Annotated in this window: 22 protein-coding genes; 11 read left to right on the forward strand and 11 right to left on the reverse strand. The window is 63.8% G+C overall.

Annotated elements, in window-relative coordinates:
• Positions 1–81: 81 nt before the first annotated feature.
• From ACO06F_RS11075 to ACO06F_RS11090, 4 genes are all read right to left on the reverse strand, one after another.
• Positions 82–996 (reverse strand): sugar kinase, encoded by a 915-nt coding sequence (locus ACO06F_RS11075; protein ID WP_421692816.1) that lies wholly within the window; start codon positions 994–996, stop codon positions 82–84.
• Positions 993–1817: an ATP-binding cassette domain-containing protein gene (locus ACO06F_RS11080; RefSeq protein WP_421692817.1), complete on the reverse strand. Its 825-nt coding sequence runs from the start codon at positions 1815–1817 to the stop codon at positions 993–995. The genes ACO06F_RS11075 and ACO06F_RS11080 overlap by 4 nt, the downstream gene beginning before the upstream one ends.
• Before the next feature lie 12 nt (positions 1818–1829).
• Positions 1830–3233 carry a sugar ABC transporter permease gene (locus tag ACO06F_RS11085; protein WP_421692818.1) on the reverse strand — a complete coding sequence of 468 codons (1404 nt, stop codon included), beginning with the start codon at positions 3231–3233 and terminating at the stop codon, positions 1830–1832.
• Positions 3234–3353: 120 nt separating this feature from the next.
• A complete protein-coding gene (locus ACO06F_RS11090; RefSeq protein ID WP_421692819.1) occupies positions 3354–4397 on the reverse strand; it encodes a substrate-binding domain-containing protein in 1044 nt (347 codons plus the stop codon).
• A gap of 218 nt (positions 4398–4615) precedes the next feature.
• Here ACO06F_RS11090 and ACO06F_RS11095 point away from each other — a divergent pair, with 218 nt between their 5' ends.
• From ACO06F_RS11095 to ACO06F_RS11135, 9 genes are all read left to right on the forward strand, one after another.
• On the forward strand, positions 4616–5875 hold the full coding sequence (locus ACO06F_RS11095; RefSeq protein WP_421692820.1) for an ROK family protein: 1260 nt from the start codon (positions 4616–4618) through the stop codon (positions 5873–5875).
• Positions 5872–7200, forward strand: a complete 1329-nt coding sequence (locus ACO06F_RS11100; protein ID WP_421692821.1) for a vanadium-dependent haloperoxidase — start codon at positions 5872–5874, stop codon at positions 7198–7200. The genes ACO06F_RS11095 and ACO06F_RS11100 overlap by 4 nt, the downstream gene beginning before the upstream one ends.
• Complete coding sequence (locus ACO06F_RS11105; RefSeq protein ID WP_421692822.1) at positions 7197–8801, forward strand: CRTAC1 family protein; 1605 nt, start codon at positions 7197–7199, stop codon at positions 8799–8801. Before ACO06F_RS11100 ends, ACO06F_RS11105 begins: the two co-directional genes overlap by 4 nt.
• Before the next feature lie 79 nt (positions 8802–8880).
• Positions 8881–10074 (forward strand): ABC transporter substrate-binding protein, encoded by a 1194-nt coding sequence (locus ACO06F_RS11110; RefSeq protein WP_421692823.1) that lies wholly within the window; start codon positions 8881–8883, stop codon positions 10072–10074.
• Positions 10071–11675 carry a hypothetical protein gene (locus tag ACO06F_RS11115; protein ID WP_421692824.1) on the forward strand — a complete coding sequence of 535 codons (1605 nt, stop codon included), beginning with the start codon at positions 10071–10073 and terminating at the stop codon, positions 11673–11675. The genes ACO06F_RS11110 and ACO06F_RS11115 overlap by 4 nt, the downstream gene beginning before the upstream one ends.
• Positions 11666–12310 (forward strand): ATP-binding cassette domain-containing protein, encoded by a 645-nt coding sequence (locus tag ACO06F_RS11120; RefSeq protein WP_421692825.1) that lies wholly within the window; start codon positions 11666–11668, stop codon positions 12308–12310. The genes ACO06F_RS11115 and ACO06F_RS11120 overlap by 10 nt, the downstream gene beginning before the upstream one ends.
• Positions 12303–12908, forward strand: coding sequence for a CDP-alcohol phosphatidyltransferase family protein (locus ACO06F_RS11125; RefSeq protein WP_421692826.1), 606 nt, complete (start codon positions 12303–12305; stop codon positions 12906–12908). The genes ACO06F_RS11120 and ACO06F_RS11125 overlap by 8 nt, the downstream gene beginning before the upstream one ends.
• A gap of 322 nt (positions 12909–13230) precedes the next feature.
• Positions 13231–14367 carry a type III PLP-dependent enzyme gene (locus ACO06F_RS11130; protein WP_421692827.1) on the forward strand — a complete coding sequence of 379 codons (1137 nt, stop codon included), beginning with the start codon at positions 13231–13233 and terminating at the stop codon, positions 14365–14367.
• Positions 14368–14472: 105 nt separating this feature from the next.
• The gene (locus ACO06F_RS11135; RefSeq protein WP_421692828.1) at positions 14473–14997 is read left to right on the forward strand and encodes a GNAT family N-acetyltransferase; all 525 of its coding nucleotides are present in this window, start codon (positions 14473–14475) and stop codon (positions 14995–14997) included.
• Here ACO06F_RS11135 and ACO06F_RS11140 read toward each other — a convergent pair.
• The 4 genes from ACO06F_RS11140 to ACO06F_RS11155 form a co-directional block, all read right to left on the reverse strand.
• Positions 14994–16415: an FGGY family carbohydrate kinase gene (locus ACO06F_RS11140; protein ID WP_421692829.1), complete on the reverse strand. Its 1422-nt coding sequence runs from the start codon at positions 16413–16415 to the stop codon at positions 14994–14996. The genes ACO06F_RS11135 and ACO06F_RS11140 overlap by 4 nt on opposite strands.
• The gene (locus tag ACO06F_RS11145) at positions 16412–17281 is read right to left on the reverse strand and encodes an FAD-dependent oxidoreductase (RefSeq protein WP_421692830.1); all 870 of its coding nucleotides are present in this window, start codon (positions 17279–17281) and stop codon (positions 16412–16414) included. The genes ACO06F_RS11140 and ACO06F_RS11145 overlap by 4 nt, the downstream gene beginning before the upstream one ends.
• Complete coding sequence (locus tag ACO06F_RS11150) at positions 17268–18623, reverse strand: NAD(P)/FAD-dependent oxidoreductase (RefSeq protein ID WP_421692831.1); 1356 nt, start codon at positions 18621–18623, stop codon at positions 17268–17270. Before ACO06F_RS11150 ends, ACO06F_RS11145 begins: the two co-directional genes overlap by 14 nt.
• A 66-nt stretch (positions 18624–18689) precedes the next feature.
• Positions 18690–20264, reverse strand: coding sequence for an amino acid permease (locus ACO06F_RS11155; protein WP_421692832.1), 1575 nt, complete (start codon positions 20262–20264; stop codon positions 18690–18692).
• Positions 20265–20475: 211 nt separating this feature from the next.
• Between ACO06F_RS11155 and ACO06F_RS11160 the strand changes: the two genes are divergently transcribed.
• Together ACO06F_RS11160 and ACO06F_RS11165 are read left to right on the forward strand one after the other, a co-directional pair.
• Complete coding sequence (locus tag ACO06F_RS11160; protein ID WP_421692833.1) at positions 20476–21402, forward strand: LysR substrate-binding domain-containing protein; 927 nt, start codon at positions 20476–20478, stop codon at positions 21400–21402.
• Positions 21403–21488: 86 nt separating this feature from the next.
• Complete coding sequence (locus tag ACO06F_RS11165) at positions 21489–23051, forward strand: trimethylamine methyltransferase family protein (protein ID WP_421692834.1); 1563 nt, start codon at positions 21489–21491, stop codon at positions 23049–23051.
• Between the two features lie 18 nt (positions 23052–23069).
• Here ACO06F_RS11165 and ACO06F_RS11170 read toward each other — a convergent pair whose 3' ends face one another.
• From ACO06F_RS11170 to ACO06F_RS11180, 3 genes are all read right to left on the reverse strand, one after another.
• Positions 23070–23369, reverse strand: coding sequence for a hypothetical protein (locus ACO06F_RS11170; RefSeq protein WP_421692835.1), 300 nt, complete (start codon positions 23367–23369; stop codon positions 23070–23072).
• Positions 23366–23737: a DUF4112 domain-containing protein gene (locus tag ACO06F_RS11175; protein WP_421692836.1), complete on the reverse strand. Its 372-nt coding sequence runs from the start codon at positions 23735–23737 to the stop codon at positions 23366–23368. The genes ACO06F_RS11170 and ACO06F_RS11175 overlap by 4 nt, the downstream gene beginning before the upstream one ends.
• A gap of 678 nt (positions 23738–24415) precedes the next feature.
• Positions 24416–25618: a pyridoxal phosphate-dependent aminotransferase gene (locus ACO06F_RS11180; RefSeq protein ID WP_421692837.1), complete on the reverse strand. Its 1203-nt coding sequence runs from the start codon at positions 25616–25618 to the stop codon at positions 24416–24418.
• Position 25619 lies beyond the last annotated feature (1 nt).

Consider the following 25619-nt stretch of genomic DNA (forward strand, 5'->3'; position numbering starts at 1 on the left):
GTGTGCTTCCTGAACGCATCGCCCACTGTCGGGGGCAGCGGCCGTCAAGGCCTTGATCCAGATCAATATAGCTCGCGTGATTTAAGCCGAGAGCGCAGCGGAGACAGCGGCCCGCCTGGGCAAGGGTGCGATTGCGCCGTAGCCCAGCGTTGAAAGTGCTGCTGCGGCATTTGCAAAGCGTGTGGATTGGGCGAGCGGCTGGCCGCGCGCAAGTTCCGAGAGGAGTGCGCCCGTGAAGGCATCACCCGCACCTGTTGCATCCACCGCCGGCACGTCCAGACCTGCCACGAGCTCAGTCCCCTCGCGCGTGGCGAGGAGCACGCCATTGCGGCCGAGCGTTACGATCACAGCCCGCGCACCTAAGGAGAGGATATGCTGCGCAATCGCTTGCGGGTCCGAAAGGCCGAAGAGGGCTTCCGAATCCTCAACGGAGGTTTTTAGAATGTCCGCCCGTGCCGCCGCCTTCATGATCGCCGGGCGCGCTTCGCTTGCGGGCCACAGGCGGGGGCGGAAATTGGTGTCGAAGGACACCTGCACGCCGGTTTGTGTGGCAATGGCGATTGCTGCCGAGACGGTTTCCGCAGCATTGGCACTGATTGCCAGACTGATGCCGGAGGCGTGGATGAAGCGGGCGGAGGCGATCAGCTCGCGGTCAAGCTCCTGCGGGGTGATCAGGCTGGCGGCGGAGCCCTTGCGGCGATAGGTGAAGACATGGCCTGCGGGGCCATGGGTGACGAAATAGAGACCCGTGGGGGCCTGCGGATCTGCGGCGACGGCCCTGTCATCCACGCCTTCCTGGCGGATCATGGCGCGGATCTCGTCGCCAAAAATATCCTCCCCTAAGCGGGAGACATAGGCCGTGCGGCTGCCGAGGCGGGCGGCAGCGACGGCGACGTTCAACGTATCGCCGCCGAAGCCCGGCAGATAGCGGCCGTCCGGCTGGCGGTTCAGTTCATAGAGCGGCTCGCCGAGCGCGACGACGTCAAACCCGCTCACGCAGCGCTCTGCAGGGCGCCGGGCCCGGGAATAGCGCCGGGAGGGCACTTGCCGGCGATGATCATGCCGAGGACTTCGTCATGATCCACATCGGTGGTGCGGGCGGTGCCGACCACGCGGCCGTTCTTCATCACCGTCAGGCGGTCTGCCAGGTCGAAGACGTCATGAATGTCATGGCTGATGAGGAAGATGCCGATGCCTTCGGCCTTGAGCTGCTTGATGAGTTCGCCCACCTGTGCGGTTTCCTGGGGCCCCAGGGCGGCCGTGGGCTCATCCATGATCAGAATGCGGGCGTTGAAGTGGATGGCGCGCGCAATCGCCACCGACTGGCGCTGACCGCCGGAGAGCGCCTTCACCGGCTCCTTGAAGCGGCGGAAATTGGGGTTCAAACGGCCCATCACCTGACGGCATTCGGATTCCATCGCGGCATCGTCCAGCGTGCCGAATTTGGTGCGGAGCTCTCGGCCGAGATAGAGGTTTGCGGCCGCATCCACATTATCTGCCAGTGCCAGCGTCTGATAGATCGTCTCGATGCCCAGTGCCTTCGCATCACGCGGGTTGGAGATTTCCACCTTCTCGCCATTGATGAAAATGTCGCCTGCATCGCGCGCATAGGCGCCGGAGAGAATCTTGATCAGCGTGGATTTGCCCGCGCCATTATGGCCGAGCAAGCCCACCACTTCGCCGGGGTAGAGATCAACCGAAGCGTGGTCCACAGCCTTGATGCCGCCGAAGGCGATCGAGATGTCCTTCATGGCGATGAGCGGCGGACCGGCGCGTTCCACCGGGGTTGGGTGCTTATGTGCGTGCGTGGTGTTCATGGTCCCCTCCCCTTACTTGGCGCGGCGGCGATAGACTTGATCGACGAAGACGGCGATGCAGAGGACGGCACCCACCACGATATCCTGCCAGGCGGAATCGAAGTTGAGGAGCGACATGCCCGATTGCAAGGACTGCATCAGCAGGGCGCCCAGCATGGCGCCATAGATGGTGCCGATGCCGCCCGCAAGCGAGGTGCCGCCAATCACCACCGCGGCAATCACATAAAGCTCGTTCGACTGGCCGAGTGAAATCGTCGCGGCATTGAGGCGGGCTGAGGTGACGACCGCGGAGACACCCACGAGGATGCCCATGAGGGTGAACACCATCACGGTGAGCTTGCGCGAATTGATGCCCGCGAGCTCCACCGCTTCCGGATTGCCGCCCGTTGCATAGACGTAGCGGCCAAAGCGCGTGCGGGTGGCGATGAAGGTCATCAGCAGGCCGACGGCAAGGGCGATCAGCACCGGGATGGCATAGCCATTGTAATAGATGAGGCCATCGACACAGCGCACCACCTTGTCACCCGCCATGCAGATGGCCGAACCATCCCGGTTTTCGATGCCGGGGGGGATCACCGCATTGTGCTCGCGCGCGAAATTCTCGATGACCTTCGGCGCGTAAGGGTAGGCATTGACGACCGCGGTGATGCCGAGCACGGCAGCACTGCCGATGGCTGCGAGCGTGACCTCCGCCCAGGCAGGGCGCAAGGGGAAGCGGAAGCGCTTTCTCTGCTGGCGGCCGCGCAGGATGCCCAGCACGATACCGGCACAGGCCAGAAGCCCCAGCACCCAGCTCCACACGGGGCCAATCGAGCCCGAGGGGCCATAGCCGCCGATCAGCACATAGGTGTTGTCCATGGGGGCGATGGTGACGCCGCTGGCCAGCAGGAAGGCGATGCCGCGATAGGCGATGAGGCCGCCCAATGTCACGATGAAGGAGGGTATCTGCGCATAGGCGGTAAGGGCGCCGTTGAGCGCGCCGATGGCCGCGCCGAGGAGCAGCGCACCGATGACGGCGATGAGCCAGATCATCGGGTGGCCAACGCCCATCATGGGCCCCAGCTTATAGACTTGCAGGGCGCCGACGGCGACAGCAATGGTCGTCAGAACCGAGCCGACGGAGAGATCGATCTGGCGCATCACGATGACGAGCACCATGCCAGTTGCCATGACGGCGATGGAGGAGGTTTGGACCAGCAGCGTCCAGAGATTGCGGGGGGTAAGAAACTGGCCGCCCAGCAGGCCATCGCCTGGTTTGAGGAAAAACCCGTAGAGATCGAAGCCGGCCCAGATCAGCAGCAGCGCGGCGACCATGCCGAGCATGCGCGTATCAATTTCGGTTGCGCGCAGAAAGCGCGAGAGCAAACCCTCTTCACTGAGTGCCGGCGTGTGTGATCCGCCTGTTGTGGCCGACATCGGCTGAACCCCCATTCTTGCAGCCGCGCGCAGCGGCCTTTTCACTTATAGCAAAGCCGCGCCACCTTCGACAGGCGGCGCGGCCCATAATCGTCTCAAGGCAAGAACGTTACCCGCTGCTTAGTTGCAGACGGCGACGGAGCCAGCCTTCACGCCAGCGCAGACTTCGTCCTTGGTCACCCAACCGGCGTCGATGACGTCGTTCAGGTTATCCTTGGTGATCGGGTTCGGCTTCAGCAGGATGGCGTTCACCTCAACGCCCTTGGCGCCCTGGTTGAACTTGCCCACGCCGTCAAGCGCGGCGGCATCCTTGCCGTCGGCAATGGCGACGGCGGCTTCAGCAGCGGCCTTGCCGAGAACGCGCGAGTCCTTCCAGACCGAGACGGTCTGGGTGCCGAGCGCCACACGGTTCAGAGCGGCCTTGTCGCCGTCCTGGCCGGAGACCGGCACCGAGCCCGCGAGGCCCTGCGCATCGAGAGCGGCGACCACGCCAGAGGCCATGCCGTCGTTCTCGGAGACCACTGCATCCACCTTGTTGTTGGTGGAGGTCAGGCACTGTTCCATGTTCTTCTGGGCATTGTCCGGCTTCCAGCCGTCGGTGAAGGTTTCACAGACGTTCTTGATCTTGCCGGAGTCGATCGCATCCTTCAGCACTTCCTGGATGCCCTGGAAGAGGAAGGTGGCGTTCGGGTCACCCTTGTCGCCCTTGATGAAGGCGTAGTTGCCCTCGGGCTTCGCCTTCTGGATTTCGGTGGCCATCAGACGGCCCACGCCAACGTTGTCAAAGGTCACGTACAGCGCGTTCGGATCTTCCACGAGCACGTCATAGGAGATCATCTTGATGCCGGCGTCAGAGGCTGCCTTGAAGGAGGGCAGAATGGCGTCCGAGTCAAAGGCGACGACGAGAATGACGTCTACCTTCTGCGAGATCAGGCTTTCGATGTCAGCGGCCTGCTTCTGGGCGGAGCCCTGCGCATCGGTCGAGACATATTTGTCGCCGGCGGCCTCAACAACCGCCTTGATGGCGGCTTCGTCGGTCTTCCAGCGCTCTTCCTGGAAGGTTTTCCAAGACACGGCGATTGTCTTGCCGGCGGCTTCAGCCGACAGGGTGGAGAGGCCAAGCATAAGCGCGCCAGCCGCAACGGTCAGAAACTTGCGATACATTCGTAGGGTCCTCCTCAAGCCGCGATGGCCCCCGTGGGACGCCTCCCTGAAGCGGCTTACCGCCACCACACGGGGATCCTGGGCCATGGACGATCTGTTTGTTTTATTTCGGCGTCCAAAAAAATGTTGCGACAATCTGTTGCCCGAGTCAATATACAAAATAAGCAAAACAAAATAGTGCATTGCAGCATCTTTGTTGCGCATGCGAAGGGAGGAGAATGCGGGAGAAGGCCGACAGCGATCTCGTGCGCCGGCAGAACCGTCTCCTGCTGCTCGAGGCGCTGCGCCAGCATGGGCCTCTCGCCCGCGTGGAGCTCGGGCGGCACACGGGCCTTTCGCCCGCCTCCATCACCTCCATCTCCTCGCAGCTCATCGGTGACGGCATTCTGCAGGAGATGGGCGAGCAGCAGGTGCAGGCAGACGCGCCGCAGCGCCGGGGCAGGCCGCTGACGCAGATCGACATCAACCCCAAATCTGCTCACGTGGTGGCCGTGAAAGTGTCGATCGACGGGATCGAGCTGGCGCTGGCCGATGGCCGGGGCACCATTCTTGCCCGCCGCATGTCCCGCACCTCCACCTATGATTCAGATCCAAAAGCATTCGGACAGCGTGTGGCGGAAGAGATTACCGCACTCCTGGCCAAATCGCGCACGCAGGCGCGGCGCGTGGCGCGGATCGGCATTGCGGTTCAGGGTGTGGCCGACTCCCAGACAGGCACCGTGGTGTGGAGCCCGGCCTTCCGTACACGGAACATTGGGGTTTCGGCAGCGGTTGAGGCACAGCTCGGCATTCCCTGCACGCTGGCCAATGACGCCAATATGATTGCCGAAGGGCTGATCAGCACCGACCGCGCGCGCTATGGCAGTTCGGCGGCGGTGGTCTTCCTCGGCTACGGCGTGGGGATGGGGCTCATCCTCAATGGCCAGGTCTATCATGGGCCCACGGGGGCTGCGGCCGAGTTCGGGCACATGAACCATTTGCCTGGCGGACCCTTATGCCGCTGCGGGCGGCGCGGCTGTGTAGAGGCCTATGTGGCGGATTACAGCCTGCTGCGCTGGGCCTCCGGCGAGGCGGCGACACAGCCGCCCTCCTTCAACGCCATTCCCGAAGCCACGATGCTGGCACTCGAAGCCGCAGCACACCGTGGCGATGAGACGGCAAGCGGCGCCTATGCCAAGGCCGGCGAGGCGCTGGGTTTCGGCCTGGCGCGGCTGATCGCCATTCTCACGCCGTCGCACATCGTGCTGACGGGGCCCGGCACCCGCGCCATGGGCCTGATCGAGCCGGCCATGCGGCGCGCCCTTGAAGAGGGCGTGGTGGACGAGCTTCGCCGCAACGTTGAAATCGAGGTGGTGCCGATCGACACCGACATGATCATCAAAGGCACGATCGACCGCGCGCTGCGGCACGTGGACCGCGAAATCTTTGCCCATGGCACGTTCGCGCGCCGCGGGCGCGAACTGGAGAAAACGGCATGAGCATGACACGCAGAATGGCGCTGAAGGCGGCGGCAGCCGCGGCGTTTGGTTTGTCCGCAACGCGCCTCCGGGCGGAAGAGGCTGCTGATGGCGGAGGAGAGATGCTGCGCCAGTGGTACCATCTGGTGCTGCTGCTGGTGCGCCACACCGCCACCTATTCGCCACCCGTGGCCAGCCGGTCCTTCGCCTATCTGGGTATTGCGGCCTATCAGGCGGTGGCCTCTGGCTCGACCTCGCTCGTTTCACTTGAGGGGCAGATCAACGGTCTCAGGGGCCTGCCCGTGCGCAACCCGGGAAAGACCTACAATGATGCGCTGATTACCCATTGCGTGATCGCCTCCGCCGTCAAGGCCTTCTTCTCCAATACCGGGCCCACGGGGCAACGCGCCATGGCGGCGGCGGAAAAGAAGCTCAAGGCCCAGGCTATGGCAGGACTTCCACAGCCGGTGATCGACGACAGCCTGGCCTATGGCGAGGCGTTGACGGCGGCCATTCTCGACTGGTCCAAGTCCGATGGCGGTGCCGTGGTCGAGAACATGGGGTTCCCCATGCATTACGATCTGACGCCCGGTCCTGCACACTGGGTGCCGACGAGCCCCATCCGCCAGCAGCAGTTTCCGCTGCTTCCCGGCTGGGGCAAGAACCGCACTTTCGCCATGCCCGATGGCGCGGCCTGCGCCGTGCCGCCGCCCCCTGCCTATAGCGAAGAGAAGGACTCCACCTTCTACCGCGAGGCCTTGGAGGTTTATGAAACGGGCAAGCATCTGACGCCTGAGCAGCAGGCGATTGCACGCTTCTGGTCAGATGATCCGATGCTGTCTCCCACACCGCCCGGACACTGGATGTCGATCGGGCTTCAGGTGCTGGCGCAGGAAAAGGCGAGCCTGGACAAGACCGCCGAGGTGATGATGCGGCTTGGGGTTGCCATGGCGGACAGCTTCATCGGCTGCTGGAACGCCAAGTTCCAGTATGATCTCGTCAGGCCCGTCACCTACATCAAGCGCGTGATCGACCCCAAATGGGAGCCGATGCTGATCACCCCGCCATTTCCGGAATACCCAAGTGGGCACAGTGTCGAGTCCGGAGCGGCCCAAGTGGTGCTGACCAGCATCTATGGCGAGAACTTCGCCTTCAGCGATGGCACCCACATGCGTGACGGAATTCCTGCGCGGCAGTTCGCGAGCTTCAAGGCGGCGGCGGAAGAGGCGGGCATCTCCAGGCTTTATGGCGGCATTCATTTCCGCGCGGCGATTGTCGAGGGTCTCGAACAGGGGGCCTGCATCGGCCAGCATGCCGTGGCGCTGCGGACCAGGAGTTCGACGTGAGACGGCTTGCAATCCTTTTGGCTGCAACGCTCATGACGGGTGGTGCATGCGCTGCAGGTGAGGGGCCGCTTGTTCCGCATTTCACCGAAGAGACCGCAAGCTCCGGCATTGACAGCGTCTATTCCGGCGAATGGCAATATATGGTGGGCGGCGGCACTGCGGTGTTCGACTGCAATGGCGACGGCTTTCAGGACGTGCTGATTGCCGGGGGCGAAAAGCCGGCCCGCTTCTACGTCAATCAGAGCAAGCGCGGCGGGCCCCTGTCGTTCACCAGGCAGGAGAGCGGCCTCGAGTTCGATGCGGTGACCGGCGCTTATCCGCTCGACATTGATGGTGACCGCATCATGGATGTCGTCGTCCTCCGTGTGGGCGAGAACATCGTGATGAAGGGCCAAGGCAATTGCCGCTTTGCCCGCGCCAATGAGGAGTGGGGTTTCGATGGCGGAGACGGATGGTCCACGGCCTTTGCGGCGGAGTGGGAGAAAGGTGCCTCCTGGCCCACCATCGCCATCGGCAATTACGTGGACCGCAAGGAGGAGATCGAGCCCTGGGGCAGCTGCACGCCGAACTGGCTGCAGCGGCCAAACGCCGAGGCGCAAGGCTTTGCGCCACCACTGGAGCTGAAGCCCAGCTATTGCCCGCTCTCCATGCTGTTCACCGACTGGGCCAACACCGGCACCGCAGATTTGTGCGTGGCCAATGACCGCGAATATTACGAAGGTGGCCAGGAGCAGATGTGGCGCATTGAACCCGGTGCCGCACCCAGGCTCTACACCAAGCCGGACGGCTGGAAATACTTACGCATCTGGGGCATGGGGATTGCGGGCTATGACCTCGATGGCGACGGCTTCCAGGAATATGCCATCACTTCCATGGCGGACAACAAGCTGCAGACGCTCGCAAACCCGCCGAAGGACGGAACACCGCCCAGGCCCGAATATAAGGACATTGCCTGGCCCAAGGGGGTAACCGCGCACCGGCCCTTCATGGGTGATGACCTGAAGCCCTCAACCGCCTGGCACACGGAATTCCAGGATGTGAACAATGATGGGCTGGCTGATCTCTTCATCGCCAAGGGCAATGTTTCCGAAATGCCGGACTTTGCCATGAAGGACCCGAACAATCTTCTGGTTCAAGGCAAGGATGGTAAGTTCGTGGAGATGGCGGATAAGGCGGGTGTGGCGAGCACGGCCGTATCCCGTGGGGGTGCGCTGGCCGATTTCAACCTCGATGGGCTCGTCGATCTTCTGGTGGTCAACCGCAACGGCCCGGCGCAAATCTGGCGCAACACCACGGCAGATGCAGGCCATTGGCTTGCGCTGCAGTTGGGCGAAACCGGCCCCAATGTGAATGCAATCGGCGCGATGGTGGAGGTGAAGACGGCGGACGGCGTGCAGCGGCGCGAGATCACATCTGGCGGCGGGCATGTGTCGGGTGAGGCCGGCTGGATCCATTTCGGGCTGGGCCAGGCCACCGCGGCCGAGGTTCGGGTGCGCTGGCCCGGCGAAGGCTGGAGTGTGCCATATGCCGTTCCCGCCAATGGCTTCGCAATTCTGGAGAAGGACAAGACGACGGCCTCGTCCTGGCAGCCGCCGCGCTGAACACGGGCTGCTCATGCGCATGTGATTTTCTTTTGGCCGCAACCGCCCTAAGACTGCGGGAAAGACAGAGAGTGACCACATGACATTGACCCTCACGCGCCGCAGCTTTGCGGGGCTTCTGGCCGCAGCGCCCATGCTTCACACGGCTTGGGCGGCGGAGGGCTGGGCTGGCACTCTGGCCGAGGCCAAGGGGCAGACCGTTTATTTCAACGCATGGGCCGGTTCCCCCCAGATCAACGCCTATATTGCCTGGGCGGGAGAGGAACTGCAGGCGCGCTATGGCATCACGCTTCAGCATGTGAAGCTCGCGGATACGGGGGAGGCTGTGCGCCGGGTCCGCGATGAGGTGAAGGCGGGGGCGGACGGCAGTGCCGATCTCATCTGGATCAATGGCGAGAATTTCGCGGTGATGAAGGGTGAGCAGCTGCTGTTCGGGCCCTTTGCGGAGGATCTGCCCAATTTCGCCCTGGTCGATGTGGACGGCAAGCCCACGACGCGGATCGACTTCGCGGAAGGGACAGAAGGGCTCGAATCGCCCTGGGGCATGGCGCAGCTCACCTTCTTTGCCGATGGAGCGAAGCTCGCAACGCCGCCCCAGTCAATGATGGAGCTGCTGGACCTGGCCAAGAACGACCCTGGCCGTTTCACCTATCCGGCACCGCCCGATTTTCACGGCACCACCTTCGTCAAACAGGCGCTGGTGGAGACCATGGCAGACCGCGCGCTGCTGCCGGTTCATATCGAGAAGGACCAGTTCATCGACGCCACGAAACCGCTGTTCGAATATCTGGATCAGCTTCACCCCCATCTCTGGCGGCAGGGCAAGCAGTTTCCGCCTGCGCAGGCGCAGGTGACGCAGATGGTGAGTGACGGCGAGGTTCTGATGGGCCTCACCTTCAACCCCAGCGAACCGGCCAATCTCGTGGCCACGGGCACGCTGCCCAAAACCACGATTGCCTGGCAGAACCGCAATGGCAGCATCGGTAACACGCATTTCGTGGCAATCCCCATCAACGCGCGCGCCAAGGCGGCGGCCCAGGTGACGGCCGATTTCCTGCTCTCGCCAGAGGCCCAGGCGCGGAAGGCAGACATCGCCGTGTGGGGTGACCCGACCGTGCTCGACATGGCCAAGCTTCCGCCTGCGGAGAAGGCGCTGTTCAAGAGCAGCGATGCGCCAGGGGCCGTGAAGCGGCCCGCCCGCACCATTCCAGAGCCCCATGGCAGCTGGGTTCCCCTGATCGAGGCGGCATGGCTCGAACGCTACGGCGCATGAGGCCTGTGGCCGGGGCCCTGCCCATTCTCCTGCTGTGGGCCGTGCCGCTGCTCCTCTCCCTCGTGGCGCTCCTGCCGCCGGCTCTCGACCCCGCAGCGTGGCGGATGGTGTTTGCGCATCCTCAATTCCCATCTGCGCTGCTGCTCTCGCTCTTCACCGGAACCGTCTCAAGCCTTTTGGCGCTGGGCATGGCGCTGGCGATCATCGGCGGTGCTTACCGCTCACGCATCTGGGCGCGGCTCACCACGGCAGCGGCAGCAAGCCTGGCTATTCCGCATCTGGCCTTCGCCATCGGCTTTGGCTTTCTCGTCATGCCATCGGGTCTTCTCGCGCGCCTGCTGGTGGGAGGCGAGGTGCCGCCAGGCTGGATCAGCGTACAGGATCCCTTCGGCGTTTCGCTTAGCCTGGCGCTGGCCCTGAAGGAGGTTCCCTTTCTCCTGACGGCGGGATTCGCTGGCCTCTCGCGGGGCGATGCGGCACGGCGGCTGGCAATGGAATGCCGGGCGGGTGCGAGCCTTGGCCATGGGCCCGGCTCCTGCTTTCTGCGCATCGTGATGCCGCAGCTTCTTGAGGGTTTGCGCTGGCCGCTGGTGATCGTGTTCGTTTATGGCGCGACGGTTGTGGACATGGCGCTGGTGCTGGGCCCGACGCAGCCCCCGACCTTCGCCGTGGTGATCTGGCATGCGCTCAACCATGCTTCCCCCGAGGTGAACCGCATGGGGCTGGCCGCAACGCTGTTCCTCACGCTTGTGCTGGGGCTGGTTCTGGCAGGTGCCGCAGCACTCGCCCACGCGAAGCGGGGCGGGCGGCATCGCTTTTACGCCGCAGGGCCATCCCCCCTGGCTGCGCCACGCCGGATCGCTTTGCTTCTCGGCGTGCTGGTGCTGGGCATGATCCTGCTTGCGGTGCTGATGCTGGCCATGCTGTCCGTCGCGCAGCGCTGGCCCTACCCGGCCCTGCTGCCTGAGGTGGGGCCTGCGGCCTGGGACACGCTTGGCACCGCGCCCCAACCGCTGTGGCTCAGCCTCCTCCTCTCCCTTGCCGTTTCCGCGGCGGCGGTGGCACTGGCCATCGGCTGGTTCGAAAGCCAGCCCGCGGGCCGGGACCGGTGGATGACAGGGCTAGCCCTGCTGACGCTCGCCCTACCGCAGCTGGCGACGGCAGGCGGGCAATACCGCCTGTTCCTCGACTGGGGGTTGACGGGGCGGCCGAGCGGCCTGTTTCTGGCGCATCTGACGCCAGCGCTTGCCTATGTGATTATTGTGCTGCAGGGGCCCTACCGCAGCTTTGACATGCGATACATCAAAGCGGCACAGGGGCTTTCGGCCAGCGCGGCGCGGCGCCTGTTCAGCGTGAAGCTGCCGCTGCTCAAGGCGCCGGTGCTGGTAGCAGCAGCGATCGGCTTTGCAGTTTCGATTGCGCAATTCGTGCCGGCGCAGCTCATCGCCGCGGGACGGTGGAGCACGCTGCCGATGGAGGCCGTAACGCTTGCCTCAGGTGGCAACCGTCCGCTTGCGGCGGCCTATGCGCTGGCGCTCGCCCTGCCGCCGCTTCTGGGCTTCCTGCTTGCCGCGAGGCTTGCGAGGCCGCGATGGGGCTAGAGCTTCAAGACGTGGCGGTGAGCCTCAATGGCCAGATGCTGATCCGGCCCTTCTCACTCGCGATTGCCGCTGGCGAAATCGTGACACTGATGGGGCCGAGCGGTTCGGGGAAGTCGACGCTCCTCTCCTTCATCGCGGGTGATATCGAGCTGCCCTTCACCGCTTCCGGACATGTGAGGCTTGACGGCGTGGCGCTCGACGGCGTTTCGCCGGAGCAGCGGCGCATTGGCCGGCTGTTCCAGGACGATTTGCTGTTTCCCCATCTGACGGTTGGAGAGAACCTGTTGTTCGGCGTGCCGCGTGGGTCCCGGGCCGCACGGGTGCAGAAAATGGAACAGGCGCTGGCTGAAGCCGAGCTTGACGGTTTCGCGCCACGGCCGCCGCAGACGCTGTCCGGCGGCCAGCGCGCGCGCGTGTCGCTGATGCGGGCGCTGCTGGCGGAGCCCCGCGCCATGCTGCTAGACGAACCCTTCGGCAAGCTCGATGCAGAATTGCGCGCAGCAATGCGGGCCTTTGTGTTTGCGCATATTGCCCAGCGCGGCATTCCCTGCCTGATGGTAACGCATGACCGCGCCGATGCGCCGAAGGATGGCCCGGTGCTGGTCCTGAAGGATGCACAGCTGCGCCATGCTTGACCGGATTGCCCTGAAGCTTCTCAAGCCCGCCGTGGACGCCATCGCCCTGCGGCTTTCGGCGTTGAAGGTGAGTGCCGACCAGGTGACGCTCGCAGGCTTCGGCATCGGCATGGTGGCGGCAGGGCTGATCGCCTCAGGACACGCGATGCTGGCGATCCTGCCACTCGTCCTCAACCGGGCCATGGATGGAATTGATGGGGCGCTGGCGCGGCTTTCCGGCAGTTCCGAACGCGGCGCCTTTCTCGATATCTCGCTCGACTTCGTGTTCTATGCCGCAATCCCGCTCGCATTTGCGGTTGAGGACCCGGGGCGGAATGCGCTGGCCGGGGCCACGCTGCTCGCCGCCTTCGTGGTGACGGGCACCAGCTTCCTGGGATTCGCGGTGATGGCGGAGAAACGCGGCCTCAGGAGCACGGCCTATCCTTCCAAGGCCTTCTATTATCTGGGCGGCCTCACGGAGGGGACGGAGACGATCCTGTGCTTCCTGCTCATGTGCCTGTGGCCTGAACAGTTCGCGATCTTCGCATATATCTATGCGGCCATGTGCGGATTGACGGCCGTGACGCGGCTGGTGGCGGGCTGGAAGGTGTTCGGCTGAAAAAAATTTGGGGCGCAGGGTCTAAAAACCCTTGCATGTGACGGCGAATGGAAACATATACCCCCCGCCCAGAGTCGCACGTGCCTTAAGGATTTCCCCAAAGCAACGACGGTGCGGGCTTTTTGGTCTCTGCCGGCTCCTCCAAAGGCCGGGGTTACTGAGAGGCACCACTATCCTTGCCCCATGTGCGATTGGGTCACTCCCGGTCAAGCCAAGGCGAAACGTCAGACGATGCCGCGCGTTTCCACGTCTCCAAAGCGTGGGGCGGCCGTCATCACACTGACGAATGGCAAACTTACTTGATTTTCGGGGAGATACTCACATGGCCGCCACCGCCCGCATTCTCGACTTCCTGCGTGACCGACGTCCCGAAGGCCCGTGCCTCGTCGTCGACCTGGACGTCATTGCCGACAACTACCGCGCCTTCACCCGCGCCATGCCGGACACCCGCATCTTCTATGCGGTGAAGGCCAATCCGGCCCCCGAGATCCTCAAGATGCTTGCCGACATGGGCTCGTGCTTCGACACGGCCTCCGTCCCCGAGATCGAGATGGCACTGGCCGCAGGCGCCACGCCTGACCGCATCTCCTTCGGCAACACCATCAAGAAGGAGCGCGACATTGCGCGCGCCCATCAGCTGGGCGTGAAGCTCTTCGCCGTCGATTCGTCCGAGGAAGTGGAGAAGGTCGCCCGCGCTGCTCCCGCAGCACAGGTGTTCTGCCGCATCCTGACCGATGGTGCTGGTGCCGAGTGGCCCCTGTCGCGCAAGTTCGGCTGCGAGCCCGCCATGGCCGTTGACGTGCTGATGCATGCCCATCAGCTCGGCCTCGAGGCCTATGGCATCTCATTCCACGTAGGATCGCAGCAGACAAGGCTTGAGGCCTGGGACTCGGCACTGGCCGAATCAAAGGCGATCTTCGATGCGATGCAGGCGCGCGGCATCACGCTCAAGATGGTGAATCTGGGCGGCGGCTTCCCGACCAAGTACCTGAAGCAGGTGCCGGGAACGGGTGCCTATGCCAATGCCATCCAGGATGCGCTTGCCAAGCATTTTGGCAACGCCATCCCCGAGACGATCATCGAGCCGGGCCGCGGCATGGTGGGTAATGCGGGTGTGGTGAAGGCGGAGGTCGTGCTGATCTCGAAGAAGCACGCCAATGACAACCACCGCTGGGTCTACCTCGACATCGGCAAGTTCGGCGGCCTCGCCGAGACAATGGACGAGGCGATCCGCTACCCGATCGTGACGGCGAAGGACGGCGATGAGATGGCCCCTTGCGTGATCGCAGGACCGACCTGCGACTCGGCCGACGTGCTCTACGAGAAGGTGCCTTACGATCTTCCCGTGACCCTCACGGTGGGTGACGAGGTTCTGATCGAGGCCACCGGCGCCTATACGACGACCTATGCGGCCGTGGCCTTCAACGGCTTCTCGCCGCTCAAGTCCTACGTCATCTGACGATAGGCTGAACACACTCCAGTCGCCCCCGGCACGTGCCGGGGGACCTCCCAATTTCTTTGGTTTCCGGCGCGTATCCGCCGGGATGACAGGAAGGCTTTCCACATGGTCATGATCCGCCACGAAATCGCTGCCGACGTTCCGGCCCGCGAGCATCTGCTCGATCGCGCCTTCGGCACGTCACGCCGCCGCAAAACATCCGAGCGGCTGCGCGAGGGCCGGCTGCCCGCTGAAGGCATGGCCTTCACTGCCGTGGACGAGACAGGCAAGCTGCTCGGCACGCTGCGCCTGTGGGATGTGGTGGCGGGTTCTGCCGGCCCCGCACTGCTGCTGGGCCCTTTGGCGGTGTCCTGCGAAGCGCAGAACCGGGGGATTGGTGCTGCGCTGATGCGCCATGCCATTGCGGAAGCCAAACTCTCCGGCCATGGCGCAATCATCCTGGTGGGGGACGCGCCCTATTATGCGCGCTTCGGCTTCGCGCAGGCGCCCGTGACGGACCTCCATCTGCCCGGCCCCGTTGAGCGTGCGCGCTTTCTGGGGATCGAGCTGACGCCCGGCGCCCTTGATGGCGCGGAAGGCCTGGTTGCCGGCTGCGGCCGGCTCGAGGCCGGTCAACGGCAGGCGGCTTAAGCCTGCTTCCAGCCCCTGGCGCGCGTCACCGCATTGGCGAAGCGGCTGCGCGCCTCCGGGCCATCGCTCCTCACCGGCTTCACCACGCTGCCGGGCGGCGGCAATTCGGGAAGAATTGCTGCCCCCAGCCCCCGCATCGCCATGCGGGCGGTCCCCAGCGCTGTGAGGTCGGTGGAGGACGGAACGGTGATGGTGCGCCCCGTCACCTCTGCCAAGAACTGGAGCAGATAGGCGTTCCGCGCCATGCCACCATCAACCGAGATCGTGCCACCCAGGGGCAGCAGTTCCGCCATGGCGGCGATCACCTCAGCGGCGCGGAGCGCCACACCTTCGATCAGGCTCTGCATGAGATCGGCCCTGGTGGTATCGAGCCCGAGCCCGATCCACAGCCCTGCGGCGGAACGGTCCCAATGCGGGCAGGCGAGGCCTGAGAGTGCAGGGACGAAGGCCAAGTCCCGGAGGATTGCGGGCTCTTTCTCGAACCGGCTGATCTCCTCATAGGAGGTGAAGAGCCCCAGCCCCTTCGCCCAGTTGACGGCAGAGGCCGCATTGTAAACGCCACCTTCGAGCGCGAAGAAGGGCCTCTCGCCACGCTGCTGCCAGGCGAGCGTAGGGAGGATGCCAAAGCGGCTGCCATTGACGCGCTCAGCCCCCGCAACCGACAGCGCAAAGGCACCCGTGCCGAAAGTGATCTTGGTATCGCCGGGCCTCGCACATCCATGGCCGAAGAGGGCGGCCTGCTGGTCCACCAGGCTTGCCGTGATGGGCGTGCCATTGCATGTGCCGAAATCGCCGGCCGATGGGCGGATCTCCGGCAGGCATTCGATGGGAACACCGAAGAGATCGCACAGCTCCGGGTCCCAGGCGAAGTGATCGAGCGACATCAGGCTGGTGCGCGAGGCGGTGGTGACATCCGTTGCGAAGGTGCCGGTGAGGCGTGCGAGGAAGAAGGCATCCGATGTGCCAAGCCGCAGGCGCTTCTCCTTCAGAAGCACCTTCGCCTCCGGGACGTGATCGATGATCCAGCGGAGCTTGGCGGCGGAGAAGTAAGGATCGAGCGGCAGCCCCGCCGTCTTCAGCGTCAGCTCCTCCGCACCTTCCGCCTTGAGGCGCGCGGTCACGTCACTCGTGCGGTCATCCTGCCAGACGATGGCATTGTAGATGGGCCGGCCGGTGCGAGCATCCCAGGCGATGATGGTTTCGCCCTGATTGTCGATGCCGATCGCATCCACCTCTCCGGCAGCGGCGATGGCCCCGCTCACATGGCGAAGCAGCTCTTCCGCGTCATGCTCCACCCAGCCCTGCTGCGGATAGATCTGCGCATGCTCGAAGGAGGCGAGAGCGATGAAGCGGCCTTCATCATCATAGAGATAGGATTTGGTTCCGGTCGTTCCCTGGTCAATGGCGACGGCTTTCATGGCGTACCCTTCGCGATCATCCCCGCGATCTCCCGCCCCTCCTGCCAGCATTGGCCGGAGGTCTTGAGTTCGCCATGGACATTACCGGCAAGCGTCACGGCCGGCTTGTTTGCCAGCAGCGCCGCCTCGGGCACGAATTCGCCGGTGAAGATCACCCCGTCGCAGGAGACATGCTCGCGCTTTCCCGCCCACTCGATCTCCACGGATTCGACCTGGGACAGGCCATCGATGGCGATGAGTTTCGTCTCCGTCCAGACTGGCACGCCGAAGAGCCGCTGCGCGATGAGGGCGCCGGGACCGGGGGCCTTGACGGTAACGCCCGCCTCCAGCATCGCCACGGGCCTGATTCCCAAATGACGGCAGGTGAGGATGGCGGAAAACGATACCCACTCAGACCCGATGATGAGAGGGCGCGAGAAGGGTTTCCAATGTTCGAGATAGACATGGCCCTGCAATGCGCCGGTGGTCATGACGCCCTTCGGCCTTGCCCCGCCGACGAAGCGGGGGGCACGCGGGGTTTCGCGCGTGCCGGTGGCCAGCACGATGCGGCTTGCGGCAATGTCAAACAGGCCGTCCGCATTTTGCACATGGAGCACATCGCCTTCGATCCCAAGCACCGTGTGGCCGGTGCGCACATCGAGTGAGGCTGTGTCCTTCCGGAGCCTTGCCGCGAAACGCGGGCCCGTCCAGACGCGGCGGTGGCTTTGCCAGCCGAAGCCCAAGTGCCCGCAATGGCGCGGGATGCCCCCGGCCAGGCTCTCGCGCTCCAGCACGGTGACGCTTGCGACGCCGAGCTGGTTCAGGCGCCGCGCCATCGAGAGACCGGTGGGGCCGCCGCCGATGATGACGATGTCACGCCGCTCCATGGTGCTTCTCCCGGAACAGCGCTTCCACATGGGGGGCGCAATTGAAGCCCTGGCAGCGGCCCATCATGGCGCGGGTGCGGCGCTTGAGGCCGCCGAGATCACCCGCCGGCAAGGGTTCTTCCAGCGCGGCGATGATTTCTTCGCGGGTGACCCATTCGCAATGGCAGATGATCTCGCCCCCCGCCATGTAGGGCCGCGCGCGCTCCTCTGCGAGATTTGGAACGGGCGTCCAGATGGGTTCCGGCGGCATTGGCAGCGCGCCGAAATGCTGCAGGTAGAGGTCGCGGACATGCTGTGCGATGCCGAGACAGGCGGTGAGCCCGGTGGAGCGGATGCCGCCCACGGTGATCCAGCAGCGCTCAGGGACCGCTTCAATCACATAGCCCTTGTGTTCCGTGGCAGGACGGAGACCCGCATAGACGGCGTTGACGCCGATCTCCGCAAGCTCCGGCACCATTTCAATGGCGCGGGCCTTGAGGCGGTTCAGGGTTTCCGTGTCGGTGGCGGCCACGTCGCGCTCCGTCACATCTTCCGCGGTGGGACCGATGGCGAGATTGCCATAGGCCGTGCGGAACAGCACAACACCCTTGGTGCGCTCCGTGGGAACGGGAAGAATGATCGCATTGGCAAGCTTCGATGCCGGCTTGTCGAACACCACGAACTGACCGCGCCGCGGGGTGATGATGAAGGGCGATGGCCGTGCGATGGCCTCCACCAGATCGCCGTAGTTGCCGGCCGCGTTGATGACCAGGCGCGCCCTGACGGGACCTGCCTGGCTGTGAAGCGTCCAGACGCCCTGGGCCAGATTACCGCCTGTCACTTCCGCATTGCGCCGGATGACGGCGCCATGGGCCAGTGCCTGATGGGCATAGGCCAGCGGAGCCGACCAGGCGTCGATGATATGTTCGCCCGGCACCAGCACCGCCTCACGCGCGGCATGAGAGAGATGCGGCTCCCGCTGGCGCAGTTCGGCAGCACTCACGCGGCGCACGTCCGTGATGCCGTTGGTGATCGCCTTGGCTTCGATTGCATCGAGCTTGGCGCTCTCCTCCTCCGACCACGCGACGACCAGGGCGGAGTTTTTGACCAGCGGCAGATTGAGCTTTTCCCGGATCGCCAGATATTCGGCATAGCCCGCTTTCATGCAGGCCAGTTCAAGGCTCTTGGGCGGCGCATCGAAACCCGTGTGGAGCAACGCACTGTTGCCCTTGGAGGCGCCATTCAGAATATCCGCACCGCGCTCCAGCAGCACGCAGGAAAGTCCGCCAATCGCGAAGCGGCGCAGGATGGCAAGGCCCACCACGCCGCCACCGATCACCGCAATGTCGAACGTCCTGTCCATTTCGTGATCCTGGCCCGAAAAGAAAGGGGCGGCCCGCGGGCCGCCCCTCATGACGTTGCAGGGCCGTCAGCCGGCGGCTTCGGCCGCATCGAGCGCCTTTTCACGGGCGGCGATCTCCGACTGGCGGCGCTTGATCTCTTCGCCGATGGGCGGACCCTTGAAGCGCTTCCGCTCCGACAGGAACCAGCCGAGTGCCATCGCCACCGCCAGGAAGATCAGCGGATTGGTGAGCTGGTTCAGCGGGAACACGAGATCCGGGAACAGCGGCAGGATGATCGGGTTGAAGGGCGGCTGAATGCCCGCATAGGCGAGAACGACCACGCCGATGATGGTGATGATGGCGAAGGGCTTGGACCAGGCGCCGAGCCGGAAGGGCCCATACTCCGTCCAGGTCTTGCCTTCCGCCAGGAGCCCCGCGGCCACTGGCATGGCGTAGGAGATATAGAGGAAGAGCGCACAGCCTGCCGCCAGTGCGAACATGAAGGGCGCGTAATAGCAGGCACCCGCCGAAAGCGCGGCCGTCAGCCAGATGGCGTAGACCGGGGTGCGGTGCTTGGGGCTGATGTAGGAAAGCGACTTCGACGCAGGCAGGCCGCCATCCCGCGCGAAGGCATAGATCATGCGGGACGTCGACGTCATGCCGGCGAGCGCGCAGATGTAGTTCGCAATCACGATGCCGATGGCCAGGAGATCACGCAGGATCGCCGGCATGGGCAGGTTGTTGAACAGGTTGAAGAAGGAGTTGTAGCCATCCTTCGCGCCTGCCGCCGTGTCCGGCATGGCCATCACGAAGGAGGCCGCGAGGAAGAAGCCGAACAGCAAGGACCAGAACACCGAGTGCAGCATGCCCTTGGGCACCGTCACGCGGGCGTTGATGGTCTCTTCCGACGTGTGTGCTGAGGCATCGAAGCCGGTGATGGTGTAGAGCGGATAGAGAAGGCCGATCAGGAAGGCCACCAGCGCCGTGCGCGGTTCCGGCACCACGAGGCCACCTGCTTCACCCGTGTTGTTCACGAAGGAGAAGAGGCGCGAGACATCGAAGGAGGCGCCCCAGATCAGCATGGACACCGTCAGGATCACCGCCACCACGAAGATCAGGTAGCCGGAGAAGTCCGTCAGCATCGTCGTCACTTTGATGCCGAAGTGGTTGAACAGCGCCTGGGTGATGGCGAAGACGGTGATGAAGGCGCTTGCATGGAGCGCACCCCAGGCCGAGGTGTCGACGCCGAAGACGCCGGTGATGACGAGATCCTTCAAGAGCAGGTACACACCGAAATTGACCGAGGCCACGACGAAGATGAGGCCCACGAGATTGATCCAGGCGCAGAGCCAACCCCAGCCGCGCCCGCCCAGGATCGAGGACCAGTGGTAAAGGCCACCGGCCGTGGGATAGGCCGAGGCAATCTGGCCCACTGAAGCGGCGACGACGAGTGCGAAAAAGCCGCCGATGAGCCAGCCGATCGCAACCGAGAACCCGCCACCGGCCGAGAAGGCAACCGGGAAGGCCGTGATGCCGCCTGCGAGAATGCAGATGATGGAAAATGAAATCGCGAAGTTCGAAAAGCCGCTCATGCGGCGCGCAAGCTCTTGCGCATAGCCCATGTTGTGGAGGACTTTTTCGTCCTCAGACATATGATCCATAGAAGTCTTCTCCCCCACGCCCCGGGGAAACCGGGCGTGTTTTTGTGATAGCTCAGAGCTGAATCGCCAGCGAAGGCGCCGGCGGCACCCCTTCTCCCCACCGCCATTCTGTAACGGATTTTACAAGCGGTCAACGCTCCGTAACTGATCGCAACTTGGGCGATCCCCTGCCGTGAATTGCATCAGCGGCGTGTTCGAATGAGCTTTCCTCATGCGAGCGGAAAGCGTATTGCTGCCTGGCATGGTCCGCCGCCACTATGATCTGCCATCGCTCAACGCGCTTGCCGCCTTCGAAGCCGCCGCCCGCCACGCAAGCCTCACCCGTGCCGCGGAGGAGCTGAACGTGACCCCAGGCGCCGTTTCAAAACAGGTGAAGGCGCTGGAGGACGAGATCGGCCGGCCGCTGTTTCTGCGGCTCCACCGCGCACTGGAACTGACACCTGAAGGCCATGCCGTTTTCCAAAGCCTGAAAGATGCGTTCGAGCGGGTCTCCGGCACGATCCGCCAGGTGGGACTGAGGGGGAGTCCGCGCTCGGTGTCGATCGGAACCACAATGGCCTTCGCGCAGCTCTGGCTGATGCCGCGGCTGGGAGATTTCTGGACCGCGCACCAGGATATCGTGATCGATCATGTCATTTCCGACCGCACCCATGAGCTGCGGCGGACGGACCTTGATCTGCGTGTGCGTTATGGCGACGGCGCATGGCCCGAGGAAAGATCCGCCCCGCTCTTCGGCGACCGTATCATCGCCGTAGCTTCACCTGAGTTCCTGGCGCGCCACAAGGTGAAGACCGTGCAGGATCTTTCCGGCCTTCCGCTGCTCTCGGTCGAAGGTGTGGATTGGACCTGGACGACATGGGCCGATTTCCTGCGCGAGACGGGTGCTCCGCACAGGAAGCTCTCGGTCCGGCGCTTCAACTCCTATGTGATTGCGCTTCAGGCCGCACAGGCCGGCCAGGGCGTGGCACTTGGCTGGGTGAGCCTCGTGAAGCCGCTGATTGCCAGGCGGCTGCTCGTTCAGGCGAGCCCCGTCAGCATCACCGCACCTCAATCCTTCTATGTGACGTGGCCCGCCGGCCCGCCCTTGAAGCAGGAGGCGGAAGTCCTGCGGGATTGGCTCCTGTCCGTGAACGATTGAATTCAACTCAATCGAACTCTGCAAATCACTCGCTTGAACGAAGCGCCGCCAGCAGGCTCAATGCCGGCCCATGAAGGAGCTTCGAGATGAGTGACATGACCGGCACCCCAGCCCAGACGACGAGCCCCACCCAGCGCCGCCTCGGCGGCGGGCGGGAAGGACGGCGCGCGCTGAGGGCTGCGCCCATGGCTTCATTCCCTACCCTGGTGCGGGAGATCCCCGTCTACAATCTCGTGCCGGACGAAGCCGTGGAGCTGATCCACGAGGAATCGATGCGCATCCTCGAAGAGGTGGGCTGCGAATTCCGCGACGATGAGGCGATTGCCATGTGGACGGCGGCGGGAGCCGATGTCTCCGGCACGCGCGTCAAGATCGACCGCGCTCTGCTGATGGAGCTGATCGCAAAGGTGCCTTCCGAATTCACCCTCAATGCCCGAAATCCGGAGCGCACGGTGAAGGTGGGCGGCAAGAACACCGTGTTCGTGCCGATGTATGGGGCGCCATACGTGCGCGACCTCGACAACAACCGGCGCTATGGCTCGCTCGAAGACCTGCAGAATTTCCACAAGCTCGCCTACATGTCCCCGGCACTTCATTCCTCGAGCTCGATCTGCTGCGAGCCGATGGAAATCCCGGTGCCGAAGCGGCATCTGCACATCATCCATTCCGCGCTGAAGCATTCCGACAAGCCCTTCATGGGCATCGTCACCTCCAAGGAGCGGGCCGAGGATGTGATGAAGATGGCAGGGATCGTCTTCGGCGAAAATTATGTGAAGGACAACACGGTCACCGTCTCCATCACCAACTGCAATTCACCGCTGGTGTGGGATTCGACCATGTTGGACGCGATGCGCGTCTATGCCCGGCACAACCAGCCGCTGATCCTCGCCCCCTTTGCACTTTGCGGCGCATCGACAGCGGCATCTGCCGTGGGCGCCGTGGCGCAGGTCAATGCGGAGGCGCTGGCGGGTGTGGCCTTCACGCAGTTGATCAGACCGGGGTCGCCGCAGATCTATGGCCAGTTCATGGTGACGGTGGACATGAAGACGGGTGCGCCCATGGGGGGCACGCCCGAGGCCGCGCAGATGATGTATCTGATGGGACAGCTGGCGCGCAAATACCGCCTGCCCTGGCGCACCTCGGGCTTTCATGTGGGCTCCAAACTCAATGATGCCCAGGCGGGCTATGAAGCCAACATGCTGATGCATGCGGCCATTCTCTCGGGCGCCAATTACATCTGGCATGTGGCAGGATGGCTGGAGGCAGGCTTATGCTGCGGCTATTCGAAATTCGTGACAGATGCCGAGCAGCTGGTCGGCTGGTACAAATATGCAGGCGGGCTTTCCTTTGCGGATTTCAAGGAGGCCATGGCGGCGGTGCGTGAGGTGGGGCCGGCGGGCCATTTCCTGGGCACGCAGCATACGCTGGAGCATTTCGAGAAGGCGTTCTTCATTCCCTCGGTGATGGACTTCAACTCGTTCGAGCAGTGGAATGCCGAAGGTGCGAAGGACCATGACACGCGCGGGCGCGAGAAGGCGCGCGCCATGCTCCAGGCCTATGAGGAGCCGAAGCTCGACGAAGGCATTGCCGAGGGACTGCGCGACTTCATCGCCAGGCGGGAGGAGCAGCTGCCCAATAGCGTGAGCTGAGCTTCAGCCTCCGGTTCATCAGGTCACATCGGACTGCAAGATCCTGCGGCGCGGTGCAAGCCGCGTCACAACGAAGCCCAGCGCCAGAATGATCAGCGAAACGAGCGCCCAGACCGCCACCACCAGCCATTCGCCAACGCCTGTTCCCGCAGAGGCGAGCCACGAGGCCCATTCGACCAACAGCGGATCAGCTGGCAGGATATCCGCATTGGTGACCACGAGGTTTCCGGCGACGCCCACCAGACCGTGGGTGAGCCACGCCACGAGCGACCAGAGGGCGACAACGATGCCCGTAGCGGTCCAGATCAGCGCCCTCATCGTGCGGTCTCCTGCAGGTGGCGGCGCAGCAGAGTCACGTTGCGGCGGTTGGCCTTGAAGAACATGTCGAAGACGAAGCCCAGGACAGGCACCGCGCCCAGCAGCGTATCAGCAGCGATGTTGAGGCCCATGCGAGTCAGAAGCCTCGCAGGCACCCCATGGCGAAGGGCCTCCGCCACCACGTAGAGCGAGATGCCGGCGCCCAGCAGGCTGCCAACGCCCGGAAGAAGGCTCAACGCGCCGTCCGCACCAACCGTGCGGCGGGTGAAGGGGATGCGCACGGCTGAGTCCGTGACCCAGGCAAGCCATTCCAGGCGCTCGATCGTGCCGGATGGAGTCATATCAAGAGTGATGGATGGGCTGGTCATTGTCTCTCCTCCCAGGTTGCGGCGCGGCAAGCGCCTTCAAGATGGAAGAGTCCGACATCGCAGCCAGTGCGGCTGCCAGAGGGGCCCGGACCCGTCACGCCTTCATGTAGAGAGGCTTCTCTTCTGGACAAGTGCACGAATGGCACCAGCCAAAAAAAGAGGGGTGAACGGCAGCAACCAAAAGCCGTTCACCCCCTAGCCGGCAGTGCCGGGACGCTACGAGTGCTCTAACCTGAGAATGGGAGGACCCAAGAAAGACGTTTGCGTCGCACAAAGCTTTGCAATCCCGATGCCAATTTTGGTGCGCTGCGATATTTTACAGTAAGTATTTAAAATCATTCATTTATAATGAGGCGTGCGTGATGCCACCAAAAGAGGCGTGGTCGCAGACTGCCCGCCTCTTGTGCAGTGCAGCGCAAATCATTTCGGCAAATAGGCAAAAAAATGGGGTGAACATTCATGTTCACCCCGAGCTGACAAGACTGCCAGACGCAACGAGTGCTCTTACCTGAGAATGGGAGGACCCAAGAAAGACGTTGGCGTTGGAAGGTGCTTTGCAAGGGCGGTGCCAGATCCTGCACTGCACACAAATTCCAAGAAATACTGCAGTTGCGGGCAGAGAGGCCCCTTGCCGATCCAGCAAGTTGCACGTCCCTTCGGCATCTCACTGCCTTATTTCTAGGCGGATTGGCGAGCAGCCTGCACTTTCATCCAATTCGCGAAGCGCTGGAGTGCCTCTTCAAGAGTGCTGCGCTCCTTCAGGTAACAGATGCGAAGGGAGCCTTCCCCGCCCGGACCGAAGGTACTGCCGGGTGCAAATCCGACTTTCGCCTCATCGATGAGGCGGTGCACGGTGGCAGCCGAGTCCGCCAGGCCTTCAATGGCGAAGAACAGGTAGAAGGCACCAATCGGCACTTCGAAGCGAATGCCGGGCAGATTGCCAAGCATGGAGACGGCAAGGTCGCGGCGGTCCCGTGCCATGGCCACCTGGTCTGCCAGGAACTGATCGCCGTGGTCGAGGGCTGCCACGCAGCCACGCTGCAGGAAGGCGGGCGTTCCGGAGGAATTGACTTGGATGATGCGTTCGATCGCCGGGCCCAGGGCGCGCGGGGCCTGCAGCCAGCCGACGCGCCAGCCGGTCATCGCCCAGTTCTTGGAAAAGGTGTTGGCGAGCAACAATTGCTCTTCGTCATCGCAAATCTCGAGGAAACTGGGCGCGTGGGTTTCGCCGTTCTCGCCATAATAGAAGCGGGTATAGACTTCATCGCCAAGTATCCAGATGCCATGCTTGCGGCAAAAATCACGGATTGCGATGAGCTCATCTCTGCTAGCCGTCCAGCCCACCGGGTTTGACGGCGAGTTGAGCGAGATGCCACGGGTGCGGGGCGTGACGGCATCGAACAGGCGGTCGAGATCCAGCGTCCAGCGGCCATTCTGGAACGCCATGGGCACTTCCACGGGCCTCGCACCCGACACCCGCAGGGCGCCGGCATAGTTGGGCCAGGCGGGTGTCGGGATCACGATCTCATCGCCTGCACCTGCCACCAGCTGCACGATGGTCTGGATCGCCTGCATGCCGCCAGAGGTGACAAAGAAATTCTCGCTGTCGAAGGCGCGGCCAAAGGTCCGCTGGTGATAGCGGGCGAGTGCATCGCGCAGCTCGGGAATGCCGCGCTGCCAGGTGTAGAAGGTCTCGCCACCGAGCAGCGCTTCAACCGCGGGGCGCGCGAAGGCTTCAGGTGTGGTCAGATTGCCTTCACCCGACCACAGCGCAATGATGCCCTGCTTCGTGAAGCCATACATTGCAGCCTTGACGATGCCGCTGTCGGGCTCATCGCGGGCTTCGGGGGTGATGGCGGCGAGGATCTGCTCTGGTGTCATC

The organism is Aestuariivirga sp. (assembly GCF_965227715.1).
Classification (GTDB): Bacteria; Pseudomonadota; Alphaproteobacteria; order Rhizobiales; family Aestuariivirgaceae; genus Aestuariivirga.